Annotated in this window: 18 protein-coding genes; 6 read left to right on the top strand and 12 right to left on the bottom strand. The window is 72.4% G+C overall.

Annotated features, from left to right (window positions below; translation table 11 throughout):
* Positions 1 to 121: 121 nt before the first annotated feature.
* Entirely contained in the window at positions 122 to 1015 is an 894-nt protein-coding gene (locus tag QUG98_RS10705; protein ID WP_289470519.1) for an SDR family oxidoreductase, read from the bottom strand.
* Positions 1016 to 1199: 184 nt separating this feature from the next.
* The gene (locus QUG98_RS10700) at positions 1200 to 1622 is read right to left on the bottom strand and encodes a hypothetical protein (protein ID WP_289470518.1); all 423 of its coding nucleotides are present in this window, start codon (positions 1620 to 1622) and stop codon (positions 1200 to 1202) included.
* A gap of 216 nt (positions 1623 to 1838) precedes the next feature.
* Between QUG98_RS10700 and QUG98_RS10695 the strand changes: the two genes are divergently transcribed.
* The 5 genes from QUG98_RS10695 (at position 1839) to QUG98_RS10675 (ending at position 3900) form a co-directional block, all read left to right on the top strand.
* Positions 1839 to 2204, top strand: a complete 366-nt coding sequence (locus tag QUG98_RS10695; protein WP_289470517.1) for a hypothetical protein — start codon at positions 1839 to 1841, stop codon at positions 2202 to 2204.
* 232 nt (positions 2205 to 2436) lie between these two features.
* The gene (locus QUG98_RS10690) at positions 2437 to 2895 is read left to right on the top strand and encodes a hypothetical protein (RefSeq protein WP_289470516.1); all 459 of its coding nucleotides are present in this window, start codon (positions 2437 to 2439) and stop codon (positions 2893 to 2895) included.
* 68 nt (positions 2896 to 2963) lie between these two features.
* Entirely contained in the window at positions 2964 to 3101 is a 138-nt protein-coding gene (locus tag QUG98_RS10685; RefSeq protein ID WP_289470515.1) for an isochorismatase family protein, read from the top strand.
* A 3-nt stretch (positions 3102 to 3104) separates the two neighbouring features.
* Positions 3105 to 3509 (top strand): isochorismatase family protein, encoded by a 405-nt coding sequence (locus QUG98_RS10680; RefSeq protein ID WP_289470665.1) that lies wholly within the window; start codon positions 3105 to 3107, stop codon positions 3507 to 3509.
* A gap of 151 nt (positions 3510 to 3660) precedes the next feature.
* On the top strand, positions 3661 to 3900 hold the full coding sequence (locus tag QUG98_RS10675; RefSeq protein WP_289470514.1) for a hypothetical protein: 240 nt from the start codon (positions 3661 to 3663) through the stop codon (positions 3898 to 3900).
* A 234-nt stretch (positions 3901 to 4134) separates the two neighbouring features.
* On the opposite strand, the gene QUG98_RS10670 is transcribed toward QUG98_RS10675, so the two are convergent.
* The 10 genes from QUG98_RS10670 to QUG98_RS10625 all read right to left on the bottom strand — a co-directional run bounded on the left by QUG98_RS10670 (position 4135) and on the right by QUG98_RS10625 (position 14374).
* Positions 4135 to 4476 (bottom strand): ribonuclease E inhibitor RraB, encoded by a 342-nt coding sequence (locus tag QUG98_RS10670; protein WP_289470513.1) that lies wholly within the window; start codon positions 4474 to 4476, stop codon positions 4135 to 4137.
* A gap of 121 nt (positions 4477 to 4597) precedes the next feature.
* The gene (locus tag QUG98_RS10665) at positions 4598 to 5320 is read right to left on the bottom strand and encodes a VIT1/CCC1 transporter family protein (RefSeq protein ID WP_289470512.1); all 723 of its coding nucleotides are present in this window, start codon (positions 5318 to 5320) and stop codon (positions 4598 to 4600) included.
* 87 nt (positions 5321 to 5407) lie between these two features.
* On the bottom strand, positions 5408 to 5905 hold the full coding sequence (locus QUG98_RS10660) for a GNAT family N-acetyltransferase (protein ID WP_289470511.1): 498 nt from the start codon (positions 5903 to 5905) through the stop codon (positions 5408 to 5410).
* Positions 5906 to 5938: 33 nt separating this feature from the next.
* Positions 5939 to 7336: an LLM class flavin-dependent oxidoreductase gene (locus QUG98_RS10655; RefSeq protein WP_289470510.1), complete on the bottom strand. Its 1398-nt coding sequence runs from the start codon at positions 7334 to 7336 to the stop codon at positions 5939 to 5941.
* 190 nt (positions 7337 to 7526) lie between these two features.
* A complete protein-coding gene (gene sufU / locus QUG98_RS10650; protein WP_289470509.1) occupies positions 7527 to 7976 on the bottom strand; it encodes a Fe-S cluster assembly sulfur transfer protein SufU in 450 nt (149 codons plus the stop codon).
* The gene (locus QUG98_RS10645; protein ID WP_289470664.1) at positions 7973 to 9268 is read right to left on the bottom strand and encodes a SufS family cysteine desulfurase; all 1296 of its coding nucleotides are present in this window, start codon (positions 9266 to 9268) and stop codon (positions 7973 to 7975) included. The genes sufU and QUG98_RS10645 overlap by 4 nt, the downstream gene beginning before the upstream one ends.
* A gap of 110 nt (positions 9269 to 9378) precedes the next feature.
* Positions 9379 to 9591, bottom strand: coding sequence for an antitoxin (locus QUG98_RS10640; RefSeq protein ID WP_289470508.1), 213 nt, complete (start codon positions 9589 to 9591; stop codon positions 9379 to 9381).
* 117 nt (positions 9592 to 9708) lie between these two features.
* A complete protein-coding gene (locus QUG98_RS10635) occupies positions 9709 to 11004 on the bottom strand; it encodes a chloride channel protein (protein WP_289470507.1) in 1296 nt (431 codons plus the stop codon).
* Positions 11005 to 11124: 120 nt separating this feature from the next.
* Positions 11125 to 13245 (bottom strand): alpha-galactosidase, encoded by a 2121-nt coding sequence (locus QUG98_RS10630; protein WP_289470506.1) that lies wholly within the window; start codon positions 13243 to 13245, stop codon positions 11125 to 11127.
* A gap of 145 nt (positions 13246 to 13390) precedes the next feature.
* Entirely contained in the window at positions 13391 to 14374 is a 984-nt protein-coding gene (locus QUG98_RS10625) for a magnesium and cobalt transport protein CorA (protein ID WP_289470505.1), read from the bottom strand.
* Positions 14375 to 14458: 84 nt separating this feature from the next.
* On the opposite strand from QUG98_RS10625, the gene QUG98_RS10620 reads away from it, so the two are divergent.
* The gene (locus tag QUG98_RS10620; protein WP_353067845.1) at positions 14459 to 15316 is read left to right on the top strand and encodes a TspO-related membrane protein; all 858 of its coding nucleotides are present in this window, start codon (positions 14459 to 14461) and stop codon (positions 15314 to 15316) included.
* Positions 15317 to 15414 lie beyond the last annotated feature (98 nt).

The raw sequence follows: 15414 nt of genomic DNA, 5'->3' as shown, positions 1-15414 counted from the left end.
GCTATGGAGGCTGTTCGCGCCGTCCGTTTCCCTCGTGTAACGGTCGTGTGACACGACCAGCCGGCTGGAACGGACGTTCCGAGCTGCAGGCAACCGTCGTCAGTGCCAGGTGCTCACCGGGTCATCGGCGGCCGGGGAGCCGCAGGTCCCGCCAGGTGAAGCCGCCCCGGGGCGGGAGCGCCGCTCGGATGTGCTCCTCGTCGAATCGGGCCGTCGGCGCGAGGTCCGCCGGGAGCTCACCGGCCGGCTGCGTCGCCTCGGTGACCCCCTCGGCGAGCATCCGCACCTGGGCCTTCGCGACGAGCGGCACACGCATGGTCCACTCGGTGACCTGTCCGAGCACGCGGTGCGCCCACACGGGTGCCGGGAACACCCGCACCGGCCGATCGACCACGCGGGCGACCCGGCGGACCGCCTCGCTGAGCAGCAGCGCCTCACCGCCGCGGACCGCCACCGTCCGGCGGGACAGACGCCCCTCGAGCGCACCGACGAGCACGTCCACGAGCTCGGCGACGGGGATCGGGCTGATCGTCTTCTCGCGGAACCCCACGGACGCGAAGAGCGGCACGGTCTGCACGGTGTGGCTCAGGTGGTCGACGAGGTGGTCCCCGTGCCCGTAGATCATGCCCGCCTTGAGCACCGTGTAGTCGAGCCCGGACGACCGGACCATCTCCTCGGCCGCCCACTTCGTCTCGTGGTACGGCGATCCGGTGCCCGGCCGAGCCCGCAGGAAGCTCAGGAGCACGACGCGCTGCACCCCTGCGCGGTGGGCCGCCTCGAGCACGGCGGCGGTACCGCGGACGTGCACCCGCTCGAACGACTGGTCGCCGATCTCGCGGTTGATGCCGGCGCAGTGGGCGACCGCGTCGACCCCCGCGAACGCCTCGGTGAGGGCGTCGACGTCGTCGATCTCGACACCGGTCCGACGCGACACCACCACGACGTCGTCAGCGGCGTACCGCTCCGCGAGGTGTCGTCCCACGAATCCGGTCCCGCCGGTGATCGCTACCCGCATGTCTGTCCCTCCGCCCGGGGCGGCGCGCCCCTGCGCTCACTCTAGGGAGTCTCGTCAGACCCCGTCGGCGGGTGTCGAACGGGCGGGACGTCGGACTGGAGGCGCGTGGCGAGCGGGCGCTGCGCCCGCGGTCCGGAGCACGACGAGCGGCTCCCCCGCGTCACTCCGGTTGGAGGTGGACACCTCAGTCCTCGCCGAGCTCCCCCGGGACGGGCAGACCAAGCAGGGTGATGAGCTTCAGCAGGGTCTCCTCGGCGAAGTCGTCGACGGGATCCTCGACGACCGCTTCGGCCAGGAGCGGCCGGATCGCGGCTGCTGCCACCGAGCTCCCCGTCACTGCTGCGGCCCACCTCGCCAGCCCTTCGGCCTGCTCGTCCAGGTCGACGTCGTCGCTCTCGTCCGGGTCGTCGAAGTAGTCGCGCGGTTGGAACCCGAGGTAGACCAGCCCTCCGGCGGACGGTCCGGGCTCGTACGCCACGGTGACCAGGTCGCTGTCGTGGACGGACGCGGAGAAGAAGGGCGCGGGTTGGGCGCCCGGGTCAGCGATCTCCTCCTCGTCGACGGTCCATCGCTGACCGGCGTACGTGAACGTGGCGAACATGCCCATGCGGGACCGTCCTTCGGATCGTCGAGGTGACGCCGGCCCGGGGAGAGCGGCGTGCGTGCAGTGTAGGGCTTGCGCGGATCTGCACAGCGCCGGCCCGGCGCGTGACCGGCGCCGACAGGGCGTGCAGTTCGAAGCCGAACGCCGTCCGAGAAGTCATCGCCGGTAGAGCGGACAGACGGGCCAGTCCGTGCGTGGCGCTCCGGGTACTGTTCCGTCGTGCAGCCACCCGCGGAGGAACCGCTCGTCTGGAAGGTGGCGCGAGCGCCCCGGGAACGAGGGGTGCCGGGTACCTGGCCGACGATCGCGGCGCTCGCGGTCGGTCTCGCTGCGACGGTCGGCGTCGTCTGGTTCGCGCTCTCCTGGCCCGTGGTCATCGGCGGCGCGCTGGGCTGGGCGCGCTGGATGCTCGTCCTGGTGCAGGGAGGTCTGTGGCTGTCAGCGGCCGCTCTGTGCGTGTGGCAGTGGAAGCATCGCCGGAGTGGCCTGTGGGTCGCACTCACGGCGGGCGTCGTCGCCAGCGTCTTCTTCGTCGTCGCGACGTTCTTGCTCGTTGCGTCCCTTCCCTGTCCGTCGTTCTGCTGAGGACGACGCCGTCCCCGGCAGCGTCGACAGCTCACGACAGCATCGAGCCCCAGGTGATGTCACCGTGACAGAAGACCGCGGTCACCCCGTCGCCTGCCCACACGTCGATCCACGTGGGAGCCGTCGGGCGGGCACTGATCGACGGGAGCGAGGACTTCGCGAGCACCGCGATTGCCGCCCGGACGGGCCAGACGGGCTTGCACGGTCCGCGAAGAGGTCGGAGGTTGCCCGGGTGATCGTCCTGGGACCTCCCGCGGTGCGCTTCGGTTCGGCTGCCGTCGGAGTCGCCGTCGGCCTGTTCGCGAGCGTTGCGGCCGCCGCAGCGGCGGACGGCGGAGAGCCGCTGTTCCTGCCGGCCCTGATCCTGCTCGTCGGTGTCGGGACCGGCAGCTGGCTCGCCGGTCGGGCGTTGCGGCTCGGTGTCGTCGTCCTCGCCGACCACTTCCTCGTTCGCGGCCTGCTCTGGTCCCGCCGCATCCCGTACGCCGCCATCACGTCGATGCCCGATGCAGAAGACGTCACAGTGCTGCCCTACATCGGTTGGTGGCACCGAGGCCGTCGCTGGATCTCACCCGTCACGGCCTTCTGGGTCTCCCCGGGTTTCCTGGCAGGCCCGGCGGAACGCTCGGCTGCCACGTCCGTGCGCCTGCTCGACCAGTACCGGATCGACCGGGTACGGCGCTCGAGCTGAGCGCAGGACCATCCGCGCTGCCGTGCGCGGGACCTCCTCGCCACTGCTCCTCAGTGGCAGGATCCCTCATGCCGACCGTGAGTGCGCTCCTCGTCATCGACCTGCAGCGAGGCGTCGTGCGCGACTGTTTCGATGCCGAGGGCGTGCTCACGCGGACCGCCCGACTCGTCGGCAGAGCGCGAACGAGCGGCGTGCGGGTGGTGTGAGTCCTGGACCACGGCGACTTCACCGAAGGGTCTCCGGACTGGGAGCTCGCAGCGCCCCTGGAGCGCCGACCGGACGAGCCGCTCGTGCAGAAGGAGTACCGGGACGCGTTCTCGGACACCGACCTCCTCGAGATCCTGGAGCGCTCGGGGGTGCAGCGCCTCGTCGTCGCCGGTGCGCAGAGCGACTACTGCGTCCGGACGACGACCCAGGCCGCAGCGGTCCGCGGGTTCGACGTGACACTGGTGTCCGACGCGCACACGACGACGGACGCGGAGCACGACGGTGTCGACATCAGTGGGGAGCAGATCGTCGCCCACACGAACATGTACTTCGGCGGCCTCCGGTACCCCGGCCGGCACTTCGCCGCCGAGCCGCACGACCGGGTGGACTTCGCACCCGCAGCCTGACCGCTCGCGCACTTCGACAGCTCACACTCCGACCACGACATCGCCGCGGATGAGCGCGATCGCGGACTCGTCGAACTGTCTCGGTCGTCGATCCTCCGTCGGACTGCCAGGGACGGGGCACAGCGTGTCCAGACCGGGATACGCTGCGGACATGACCGAGGTCCGCGCCCTCAACCTCGTCGGCGGCATCTTCGCGGCAGCAGGTGGCCTCATCTGCGCTGTCGCAGTCATCGCGACCTTCGCGGTCGGGTTCGATGGTGGAGCGAACATCGGCGCCGGCATCCTGCTCCTGCTCGGTGTGCCCTTGGCCATCGTGGGCGGAGCCGTGCTGCTCGTCGCCGCGGTCGGCTCGCTCGCCCGCCGTCGACGTCGTCCTTCCGACGCGCGGTGATGCCTGAGGCACCACCGTCGAAGCCATCCCGGTGCAGCCGCTCGCTGGTCTGCTCGTCGCGACGACCCTCGTCGTCCGACCCGTCGTGCGCAGAAGCGTCAGGTCGTCTCGCAGTCGACCGGACGCGGCCCTGGAGACCTGTCTCGGTAGCCGGTCGACCACCGGCACGCGCTTCGACGTGAGGCCGGTGTCCGACGCGCACGCGACGGCGGACGCAGAGCACCGTGCAGTGGCTCAGTCTCCCGGCATCTCCACCTCGCCGCCCCACCCGTCGTACGAGCCATGGTTCCGCTCGACGACCTCGAAGACCTCCCTGACGAAGCGGTCGGGTTCGGACGCATCGAGTCGTTCCGGCTTGCTCGCCTCGAGCGTCGTGCTGAAGAGCTTCGTGCGGACCTCCACCGTGTAGCCCAGTGCACGCAGCGCATCGGCGGCAGTCGACGCCGCACCCTTCGAGCGGAAGATCGCGAAGTGGTCGACGACGCGCGCCACTTCGAGCCGGTCCCCCATCTGCAGGCGCTGCTCGATCTGCAGGGCGGTGTCGGAGAGGGTGTCGGCGAGCGAGGATCGGGACATGCGTGCAGGCTAGCGACCCCACCTTCGTCGATGCGGCCGCGGCCAGGGTGGCGACCTGAGACACACCTCACCTCCCGACGCCAGGCCCCGGATCCCGGGCGCGGTTCCCGCCGTCCGCCGATCAGAGCGCGTGCGTCCCGAGCAACGCCCCCGCGACGTACGTCGCCGCGAGCGCGAGCGCGCCCCCGACGACGACCCGCAGCGCCGCTCGGCCCCGACGGGCACCACCGAGCACGGCCCCCGTGGTGCCCGTCAGCGCGAGCGCCACGAGCGACGCCGTCACCGTGACCGGCACGCGGAGGGACTCCGGCGCGAGCAGCATCGCGACGAAGGGCAGCAGGGCCCCGACGGTGAACGTCGCCGCCGACACCCACGCCGCCCGCCAGGGGCTCACGACCTCGTCCTCGGCGTCCCGGAGCGCGGCCTCGGCCCGACGCCGGCGGACCTCGGGGCGCGCGAGTTCCCGGGCGACGGCGTCCGCCACCGAGGCCTCGACCCCGAGCGACCGGTAGTGCGCAGCGAGCGCCGGCGCGTCCTCGGCGTTGGCCTCGAGCTTCGCCTGCTCCGCGGCCTGCCCGGTGCGCTGGGCGTCGCGGGCACCGCTCACCGAGATGTACTCGCCGAGCGCCATCGAGATCGCACCACCGACGAGCGCCGCGGTCCCGGCCGCCACGACCGGCCCGGTACCCGCACCGGCTCCGGCGACCCCAACAAGCACGGCGGCGACGGACACGATGCCGTCGTTCGCGCCGAGCAGCCCGGCGCGGAGCCAGTTGAGCCGGGCGGCGCTTGCGGCGTCGTCGTGCTCGGCGGTGGGGAGCGAGAGGTCCGATGCAGTCGACATGACGGCCATGGAACCACTCCCGAGCCGATCGCGCCAGCAAGGTGAGGCAAGCCTGATCAGGGGTTTCGTGGTGAGGTGAGCCTCACCTCACCCGCCGACGCCCGCCTGCCAGACGTGGGTCGGGCGGCCGCTGAGCGCGTGCGGGAACGGCTCGCCGACGGGCCGGAATCCGGCACTCGCGTACAGGGCGAGGGCCGGCGCGTTGTCGTCCAGCGCGTGCAGCTCGCACCGGTCGTACCCCGCAGCCGCAGCGGCGTCCACCGCGGTGGCGAGCAGTCGACGCCCGAGCCCGTGACCCTGCGCGGCGGGCGCGACCGCGAGCAGGCTGAGGTACGCGGCGTCGCTCGGCGTCCCGCCAGACCCGGGTGCGGTGACGAGGGCGAACCCGAGCGGGACGGCTCCGCCGTCCTCGGCGACGACGAGTGCCACCCGCTCCGCCGCGAACTTCTCGTGCGCACGTGCACGCACCGCGTCCGACGCCGGCACGCCGTCACGATCTGCGACGGCGTCGACCCAGAGCGCGACGCACGCCGCCGCGGTCGACTCGTCGTCCGCGGTGCGCACGACGAAGGACGACCCGATCACCGGACCACCCTACGTCGCGCCGACCGGGGTCGGTCAGGCGGTCGCCCGTGCGCCGACGCGGTACTGCGCGCCGCGGTGCTCGTCGGGCAGGCGGTCGCCACGACCGTGCAGCTTGTGGCGCAGGGACCCCTCGACGTACTCCTCCGGGTAGGCGCCGCGCGCTCGCAGCTCGGGCACGACGAACTCGATGACGTCCTCCCACGTGCCGGGCGTCACCGCGTAGGCGAGGTTGAACCCGTCGACGTCGGTCTGCTCCTGGATGTCGATGAGCTGCTGCGCGATCGTCGCCCCCGATCCGACGGCGACCGGCCCGAGCCCGCCGATCGCGGTGTGCTCGGCGATGTCGCGGACCGTCCAGTTCGAGCCGTCCTCCCCGGTCGCCGCCGACAGGTTCGCGGCCGCCGACTGGATGGCGTTCGACTCGATGTTGCCGAGCGGCTCGTCCAGGTCGTACTGCGACAGGTCGACGCCCATCCACCCGGAGTTGAGCACGAGCGCTCCCTCAGCCGAGGCGTACGACAGGTAGTCGCGGTACTTGGCCTGCGCTGCCTCGTCGGTCTCGTCGGTGATGACGGTGAGCAGTGTGTAGACCTTGGCGGCGTACCGGTCGCGACCAGCGGCCTCCAGAGCGTCCCGGATCTTCGCGACGGTCGCGGCGAGCTGCGGGACCGTCGGTGCGCCGACGAACACGGCCTCCGCGTTCTCGGCGGCGAAGCGGATGCCGCGGGGCGAGGCGCCGGCCTGGTAGACGACCGGGCTGCGCTGGACCGAGGGCTCGGACAGGTGGATGCCGGGGACGTCGAAGTGCTGGCCGTGGTGCTCGATCGGGTGCACCTTCGCCGGGTCGGTGAAGACACCGGTCTCGCGGTCCTCGACGACGGCGTCGTCCTCCCACGACCCCTCCCACAGCTTGTAGAGCACCTCGAGGTACTCGTCGGCGACGTCGTAGCGGTCGTCGTGCGAGAGCTGATCGGTCTGGCCCATGTTCCTGGCGGCGCTCGGCAGGTACCCGGTGACGACGTTCCAGCCGATGCGACCCTTCGTCAGGTGGTCGAGCGTCGAGATGCGACGGGCGAACGGGTACGGGTGCTCGTAGGCGGTGCCCGCGGTGATGCCGAACCCGAGGTGCTCGGTGACGGCAGCCATCGCGGAGACGAGCAGGATCGGGTCGTTCACCGGCACCTGCGATCCCGTGCGGAGCGCCGCCTCGTTCGTCCCGCCGTAGACGTCGTAGGTGCCGAGGACGTCGGCGATGAAGATGCCGTCGAACCGCCCGCGCTCGAGCAGCTGCGCCAGGTCCGTCCAGTAGGACAGCTGGTTGTAGTGCCGCGAGCGGTCTCGGGGGTGGCGCCACAGCCCGGAGGACTGGTGTGCCACGCAGTTCATGTCGAACGCGTTGAACCGGATCTGCCGCTGCTTCGGGTCGCTCACGGTCGCGACGCTACGTGGCGAGGGCGTCCTGGTCACGCACCGTGACGAAGCGTGACACGCGACCGTGTGCCGGACGGGAGGCGCGGGACCGGACCGCCCCGCGCCTCCTGTCCGGTGTCCGCTCGTGTCAGTGCGTCGCGCTGCCCGCGCAGAGGGTTGCGCTGGCAGGTCAGCGGGCCGCGCTGCGCGCTCAGTGGGCTGCGATGGCCTCGCGCGCCGCGGCTTCCGCCGCCACCCACGCGAGCATCCCGCACTTCACACGCATCACGAACTTCGAGACGCCGTGGAACGCGACGAGGTCCTCGAGGACGTCCTCGTCGGGTTCCCCCGCGCCGCGTGAGCGCATCATGTCCCGGAACGCGGACGTGAGCTCGAGCAGCTCGGGCACGGTCCGGCCGACGGCCATGTCGGTCAGCACCGACGCGGAGGCCATCGAGATCGAGCAACCGTCGCCCTGCCACCCGATCGCGGCGATGCGGTCCGTGCCGGTCTCGAGGCGCAGGCTGACGGTGATCTCGTCGCCGCAGGTCGGGTTCCGCTCGAAGTGCGACGCGTCGGGGTCCTCGAGCACGAGGTCGCCGTGCCGGGCCTTCGCGTGGTCGAGGATGACCTGCTGGTAGAGCGAGTCGAGGCCGTTCACGAGGCCGCTCCGAAGTAGCCGCGGACCTCGCCGACGGCCGTCAGGAAGCGGTCGACGTCCTGCTCGGTCGTGTACACGTAGGTGCTCGCGCGGCTCGTGGCGACCAGCCCGAGCCGACGGTGCAGCGGCTGCGCACAGTGGTGCCCGGACCGGACCGCGATGCCCTGCGCGTCGAGGAATTGCGAGACGTCGTGGGCGTGCACCCCGTCGACGTCGAAGGACACCAGTCCGGAGCGCGGCACCCCGGCGGGCGGGCCGACGACCCGGATGCCCGGGACCGCCGCGAGGCCGTCGAGCATGCGCTGTGCGAGGTGCTCCTCGTGCGCGCGCACCCGGTCCATGCCGATGCGCTGCAGGTAGCGGACCGCCTCGGCGAGCGCGACGGCCTGGGACACCGGCTGCGTGCCGGCCTCGAAGCGCTCGGGCGCCGGCATGTACTCCGCCGCCTCCATCGTCACGGTGGTGATCATCGACCCGCCGGTGCGGAACGGCGGCAGGGCGTCGAGGAGCTCGGCACGACCCCAGAGGACGCCGATGCCGTTCGGCCCGAGCATCTTGTGCCCGGAGAACGCGGCGAAGTCGACGCCGAGCTCCTGCACGTCGAGGGGTCGGTGCGGCGCGGACTGGCAGGCGTCGAGGACGACGAGGGCGCCGTGCGCTCGGGCGGCCGCGACCACGGCGGCGACGGGCGCGATCATGCCCGTGACGTTCGAGACGTGTGCGAAGGCGACGACCTTCGTCCGCTCGGTGATCCGGGAGACGGCGTCGTCCGCGGTCCAGGTGCCGTCGTCGGCGACCGGCACCCAGCGGAGCGTTGCACCGGTGAGCGCGGCGAGCTCCTGCCACGGCACCAGGTCGGCGTGGTGCTCGGCCTCGGTCACCAGGACCTCGTCGCCGGGGCCGATGCGGAAGCGCTCGGCCGCCGCTCCCCCGCGTCCGCGGCTGGCGTTGGCGATGCCGTACGCGACGAGGTTCAGTGCGTCGGTGGCGTTCGCGGTCCAGACGACCTCGGACGGCGACGCGGCGCCGATGAACCCGGCGACCGTCGCGCGAGCGTCCTCGTAGGCGTCGGTGCTCAGCGCTGCCAGGGTGTGCGCGCCACGGTGGACGGCGGCGTTGTCGTGCTCGAGGAAGCGCCGCTCGGCGTCGAGCACCTGGCGCGGTCGCTCGGCCGTGGCTCCGGAGTCGAGGTACGCGAGCGGCTGCCCGTTCACCTCCTGCTGGAGGATCGGGAAGTCCCGCTTGATCGCGGCGACCTCGGACTCGGTCAGCGGCTGGTTCGGGGCGAGCACGGTCACGCGGTCAATCGTGGTCCGTCCCGCCCCGCGCGTCCAATCGCCTGCAGCGGACAAGCCGCCGCAGTGCCGTCGGTCCGGCGGACCGAGCCGGGGCGGACCAGCCGCTACTCGTTGCCGATCCGCTTGTCGGCCGCGTCGCGGGCACCGTCGATCTTGTCGTCGTACTTGCCGCCGGTGGCCTTCTTCACCGCGTCGGCCACCCCACCGAGGACCTTGTCGCTGACGTCCTCGGCCTTCTCGCTCTTCAGGGCGTCCTGGACCTTGCCGTCCTTCAGGAACTCCTGCGCCTTCTTCGTGATGTCGTCGAACCCCGCCATGGACGGCTCCTCACCTCGTGCGGGGCCCGTCGCCCCGACCTGCCGCCGATGGTAGGCGCGCGCACCGCTCGTGTCCGCGCCGCACGAGCGGGGCGAAGACCGTCCGGGCGCTGCGCCTCAGACCATCTGGGCGCTGCGCCGCCGCGCGAGCACGTAGGACACCGCGACCGAGCCGGTGATCGCCAGCAGCGACGGGATGAGGATGTCGGTGCCCTCCTGCGTGAACTCGACGACGAGCACGAGCGCGGTGAACGGCGCGCGCATCGTGGTCGCGAGGAAGGCCGCGGCGCCGACGAACGCGAAGGCGGCGAGGCTCGACCCGTCGGCGGGCCAGAGCAGCACCCACAGGCCGCCGAGGGCACCGCCGACCGCGGAGCCGATGGCGATCGAGGGCGTCAGCGTGCCGCCGACCGCACCGGCCCCGATCGTCGCCGAGGTGGTGATGGTGCGGATGATGCCGAGCAGCAGCAGGAACACGATCGGCGACAGACCCGCGAACGTCGGCGCCTCGGTCGTGGCGTTCATCGCGACGAGTCCGAGGGCGCGGCCGTTGCCGAGGATCTCCGGGAACGGCACCGCGATGAGCCCGACCATGGCGAACACGACCGGCAGCACGACGAGCAGGTGCCACCCCTTCGGTGCCATCCCCTGCAACCGGTTCGTGAGCTTGACGAAGCCGACCCCGGCGAACCCGAGCACCGGCCCGACGATGATCGCCCACACCAGCAGCGAGGGCGACAGGTGCATCGCGGGCACGTGGTAGAGCACCTCGTCCGGGATCACGAGCCGGGCGGTGAACGCGGCGATCGCGCTCGTGGCGAAGGCCGGCAGCGCGGTGGCGAACGTCAGCTCGCCGAGCAGCACCTCGACCGCGAAGAGCGCGCCGCCGAGCGGGACGTCGTACACCGCCGCCAGGCCGGCAGCCGCTCCGCATGCCACCAGGATCCGCGTCTCACGACCGGTCAGGCCGGCACGCGCGGTGACGAGCTGGGACAGCCAGGCGCCGATCTCGCGCGGCGCGACCTCCTTGCCGATGGACGCGCCGAGGCCGACCGCGAGGATCTGCACCGCGGCGTTCGCGACCGTGGCGAACGCCGGCATCCGCTTGCCGTCGACGGCGCCGGTCACCGACACGACGGGCTTCGCCCACCGTCGGAGCGCCCACCACGCGACACCGGTCAGGACACCGGCCGCGGCGAGCGCGAGGAAGCGGTTGAGCCCGGACGGCGCGTCCGCGGCCTCGCGGTGCCCGCCGAACGGGTACCCGAAGGCGACGAACTGGATGGCCTGCAGGGCGAGCCACACCGCGATGCCCGCGACTCCGCCGGCGATGCCGACGAGCGCGGTGATGACGGCGAGCTTGACGGCCCAGACCGGCGTGGTCGTGCGTGTCGCGGTTCCGGTCTGCGGCATGACCGGAAGCCTAGCGGCGATCGGGACCGGCCCACGGACCGCCGACGTGACCTGTGGACGGACGGGAGGCCCGTGGCGGCGTCGCCACGGGCCTCCCGTCCGTCTCCTGGTCGCGTCGCGTCAGACGGCCGTCACGCGGAAGGGGACCACCCGGTCCGACGGCAGGAGCGGCGGCTGCAGACCGACCTGCTCGAGCACGCGGCCGCTGAAGACGCGGTCACCGGACCACCACTCGGGCGGGCGGACGTCGTGGCCGTCACCGACGAGGACGGGGTCGACGCGGTACCGGGTGTCCGGGTCGAGGCCACGGAAGACGACGCGGCCGACGCCGGACACCTCGGACCGGCCGGTGCTCGCGACGAAGAAGGCGGCCTCGCGGCGGTCCTCGGCGACCACGCCGTACACCAGGCGCGTCGGGTCGACCTCGTCGACGCGGACGAGCAGCCCGCCGTGCAGCAGGGCGCGCCACTCCTTGTGCAGCGCGATCCACGACGCGAGCGTGCGCTCCTCGTCCTCGGTGGCCTTCGCCAGGTCCCACTCGACCCCGAAGTGCCCGATCAGGGCGGTGCCGGCGCGGAAGGCCACGTCGTGGAAGCGACCCGTCGTGTGGTTGACGCCGCTCGCGACGTGCGCGCCGAGGAGCTCCGGCGGCAGGAGCTGCTGCGTCCACCGGTGCATCTGCTGGCGCTCGGAGGGGTCGATGTCGTCGGACACCCACACCCGGTCGGTGTGCTCGATCACCGCGAGGTCGACGCGGGCACCGCCGGACGAGCACGACTCGATCTCGAGGTCCGGGAAGCGTTCCTTCAGCGTCGCCATCAGCCGGTAGGTGGCCAGGGTCTGCTCGTGCACGGCCGCGCTGCCGCCGGGGAAGCCCGCCTCGACCAGATCGCGGTTGTGGTCCCACTTGACGGAGTCGACGCCGTACTCGCCGATGATGGCCGTCATGCGCTCGAGCACGTGGTCGTACGCCTCGGGGATCGCGAGGTTGAGCACCTGCTGGTCGCGGGAGCGCACCGGCAGCCGCCCGTCGGCCTGCATGATCCACTCCGGGTGCGCGCGGGCGAGGTCGCTGTCCTCGTTGACCATCTCGGGTTCGAACCACAGGCCGAACTCCATGCCGAGTGCACGGACGCGGTCGACGATCGGGCCGAGGCCGTCCGGCCAGACGTCCTCGTCGACGTACCAGTCACCGAGGCCCGCGTGGTCGTCGCGGCGGCCGCGGAACCAGCCGTCGTCGAGGACGTACCGCTCGACGCCGAGGCGGGCGGCGCGCTCGGCCAGGTCGGTGAGCCGGGCGAGGTCGTGGTCGAAGTAGACCGCCTCCCAGACGTTGATCGTGACCGGGCGCGGGGTCGTCGGGTGCTGCGGGCGACTGCGGAGCCAGTGGTGGAACCGGCGGGCCTGGTCGTCGAGGCCCTCGCCCCAGGCGCCGTAGACCCACGGTCCCTCGTACGTCTCGTCGGCGTCGAGCCGGACCTCGCCGGGCAGCAGGAGCTCACCGCCGCCGACGACCTGACGTCCGGTGGCCAGGCGTTCGGCGAAGTGCCGGTGGTTGCCGCTCCACGCCGTGTGCACGCCCCACACCTCACCGTGGGCGAAGCCGAAACCGGGCTCCCCCACGCTGAGGACCGTGGCGGCGTCCGCGCCGGTGCGACCCTTGCGGCTGTCGCGCTCGTGCGTGCCGACGACGAGTTCGCGGCGCTGCGGGGTGCGCTCCTTGCCCCAGCGACCGGCGAAGTCGAGGACCTCGCGGGCACGGGAGGGCACCGGGAGCGCGACGGTCAGGTCGTCGACCGTGTACGTGCCGGCAGCGGTGTTCGTCACGGCCGCGCGGGTGCGCACCAGGCCGGAGCCGAGCATCTCGAGGGTGATCCGGACGGCGAGACCGGCGGTCGGGTCCTCGGCCTCGGCGGTCAGCCGGGTGTCGTCGACGTGGAGCGCCGTCACCGTGAAGGCCGGGGACCAGTCGCGGCCGTCGCGGTGGCCGGAGAGTCCGGGACGTCCGGTCCACCCGCGGTGGGGCTCGGGCAGCAGGGCGAGGCGGACCGGCACGTCGGCCTCGTTGTTGGCGACCGGGGCGACGTCGGCGTCGGCGAGGGCGACGAGCTCGTCGTGGCCGAGCGTGCCGAGGGCAGCACCCCAGTGCACGACGGCGGGCAGCGCGCCGTCGCGGCAGTCGAGCACGACGGACACCCCACCGGCGGTCAGGTGGACGAGGTCGTTCGTGGTGGTGGGCATCGTTGCTCCGGTCGGCGTCGTCGACGCCTGCGCGTCGTGGGCACGACGAGCCTGGCCGCCGCGGTGCGTCCCGCGCAACACGACGCGCGCGGCTGCTCGGAACCGGCGGAGTGCGGATGGCCGGAGTCGGTGCCGCGCGGCTTCGTCAGAACCAGCGTTTCACCTTGAACACGACGAACAGGATCGCGGCGAAGGCGATCATGGCGACGATCGACAGCGGGTAGCCCCACGTCCACGACAGCTCGGGCATGTGCGTGAAGTTCATGCCGTAGATCGCGGCGATGAGCGTCGGGGCGAACAGGATCGCCGCCCATCCCGAGATGCGCTTCGTGTCGTCGTTCTGCTTCTGCGCCGCCAGGGTCGAGTCGACCGTCAGCGCGTTCTGCAGCAGCTGACGGAAGGTGTCGAGGCGCTCGACGGTGCGGATGACGTGGTCGAGGACGTCGCGGAACCGGCGCTGCAGCTCGACGGGCAGGTGGTACTTCTCGGCTCCGCGGTGCAGGTTCTCGATGATGCCGATGAGCGGCCGGGCTGCGCGCTGGAAGTCGACGACCTCGCCGAACAGCTCGTAGATGCGCCGCGAGACCCCGGCCACACCGGAGAACAGCTGGTCCTCGATCTGGTTGATGTCCTCCTCGAGTCCGTCGATCACCGGCGCGTACCCGTCGACGATCGAGTCCATCAGCGCCCAGAGCTGTGCCTGCGGACCGGCGGTGACCAGGGCCGGCTTGCCGCTGAGCCGCTGCAGCGCGCGCGGCACGGCCTGGGGTCCGCGCGGGTCGGCCGGGACCACCGCCAGGAAGAAGTCCTGCCCGACGAAGGCGTGCACCTCGCCGAACTCGACCTGTTCGGGGCCGTCCTGGTAGACCGCCGGCTTCAGCACGGTGAAGAGCGTCGAGCCGTACCGTTCGAGCTTCGGGCGCTGGTGTCCCTCGGCGGCGTCCTCGACCGCGAGCTCGTGCAGGCCGAGGGCGACCGCGACGTCGCCGAGCTCCGCGGCGTCGGGGCGGTGCAGCACGATGCACGCGCTCGCGCCCTGCTCGCCGATCATCCGGAAGGTGTCGTCGAGGGACGGGCAGGCGATCGGGGCGATGCGGTCGACGTAGACGGTGTTGAGCTCGACGGTCACGAGGCCACCGTACGCAGTGGCGGACGACTCGTCCCCCGACCACCTGGGCGTGCGCTGCGACCGGATCCATCGGACGGGCCTACCGTGCAGGTCATCAGCATGCTGACGAACGGAGCGGACATGAAGAAGATCTGGAAGCGCATCGCGGTCGCCGTGGGCGCCGTCGTGGCAGTGGTCGGCGCGTTCGTCGGCTCGGGAGCGGCGGGCGGGACCCCCATCGCCGAGGCGTCGGGCGGTGCCCTGTCGGCCTCGTCGACCGCGATCGCCCCCGCCGGACCGGCGTTCTCGATCTGGAGCGTCGTCTACGTCGGCCTGATCGCCTACACCGTGCGGCAGTTCTTCCGTACCGCCGACGACGAGCGCCACGAGCGCCTGTTCGTGCCCGCGGTGCTGTCCCTGCTGCTCAACGCCGCGTGGATCCTGTCCGTGCAGTTCGGACTGCTGTGGGCGAGCGAGCCGATCATCGTCGCGCTGCTGGGCGTCCTGGTGTGGGCGTTCGCGGTCCTGCGGCGGACCCGGCCCTCGGGCGCCGTCGAGGCGATCGTGACCGACGGGACCTTCGGGCTCTACCTCGGCTGGGTGTGCGTGGCGACCGCGGCCAACACCGCCGCGGTGCTGACGGCCGCGGGCTTCCGGGGCTTCGGGCTCGGTCAGGACGTCTGGGGCGTGCTCGTCGCGGCGGTCGCCGGACTCGTCGGGGTGCTGCTCGCGGTCTGGGGCGGCGGACGACTCGCTCCGACGGCCGCGCTGTCGTGGGGCCTGGCGTGGGTCGCGGTCGGACGGCTCGACGGCCCGCTCGTGTCCGTGCCGACGGCCGTGACCGCGGTCGTGGCGGTCGCCGCCGCGGTCGTCGTCACCCTCGTGGTGCGGTCCCGCGTCGGCTGGGCCGCACGCTCCCGCGGCGCCCGCGGCGCGGCCGGCGCCGCCGCCCGCGCGGCGTAGCCGCCGCGCCGGTCCCACCGCGAAAGCGACAGTCCTCCGCCGATGTTCGGCGGAGGACTGTCGCTTTCGCGGACCGGTCCCGCGGCGTAGCGCGCGCC

It is taken from the genome of Curtobacterium subtropicum, from assembly GCF_030362975.1.
GTDB lineage: Bacteria > Actinomycetota > Actinomycetes > Actinomycetales > Microbacteriaceae > Curtobacterium > Curtobacterium subtropicum.
The sequence above is the reverse complement of the archived record's forward strand: the minus strand, read 5'-3'. Positions and strand labels throughout refer to the sequence as shown.

Excerpts from the sequence above, each read along its gene's own strand:
- QUG98_RS10705 (WP_289470519.1), bottom strand. The coding sequence starts at position 1,015 with ATGCGGGTAGCGATCACCGGCGGGACCGGATTCGTGGGACGACACCTC.
- QUG98_RS10700 (WP_289470518.1), bottom strand. The coding sequence starts at position 1,622 with ATGGGCATGTTCGCCACGTTCACGTACGCCGGTCAGCGATGGACCGTC.
- QUG98_RS10685 (WP_289470515.1), top strand. The coding sequence starts at position 2,964 with ATGCCGACCGTGAGTGCGCTCCTCGTCATCGACCTGCAGCGAGGCGTC.
- QUG98_RS10675 (WP_289470514.1), top strand. The coding sequence starts at position 3,661 with ATGACCGAGGTCCGCGCCCTCAACCTCGTCGGCGGCATCTTCGCGGCA.
- QUG98_RS10670 (WP_289470513.1), bottom strand. The coding sequence starts at position 4,476 with ATGTCCCGATCCTCGCTCGCCGACACCCTCTCCGACACCGCCCTGCAG.
- QUG98_RS10665 (WP_289470512.1), bottom strand. The coding sequence starts at position 5,320 with ATGTCGACTGCATCGGACCTCTCGCTCCCCACCGCCGAGCACGACGAC.
- QUG98_RS10640 (WP_289470508.1), bottom strand. The coding sequence starts at position 9,591 with ATGGCGGGGTTCGACGACATCACGAAGAAGGCGCAGGAGTTCCTGAAG.
- QUG98_RS10635 (WP_289470507.1), bottom strand. The coding sequence starts at position 11,004 with ATGCCGCAGACCGGAACCGCGACACGCACGACCACGCCGGTCTGGGCC.
- QUG98_RS10630 (WP_289470506.1), bottom strand. The coding sequence starts at position 13,245 with ATGCCCACCACCACGAACGACCTCGTCCACCTGACCGCCGGTGGGGTG.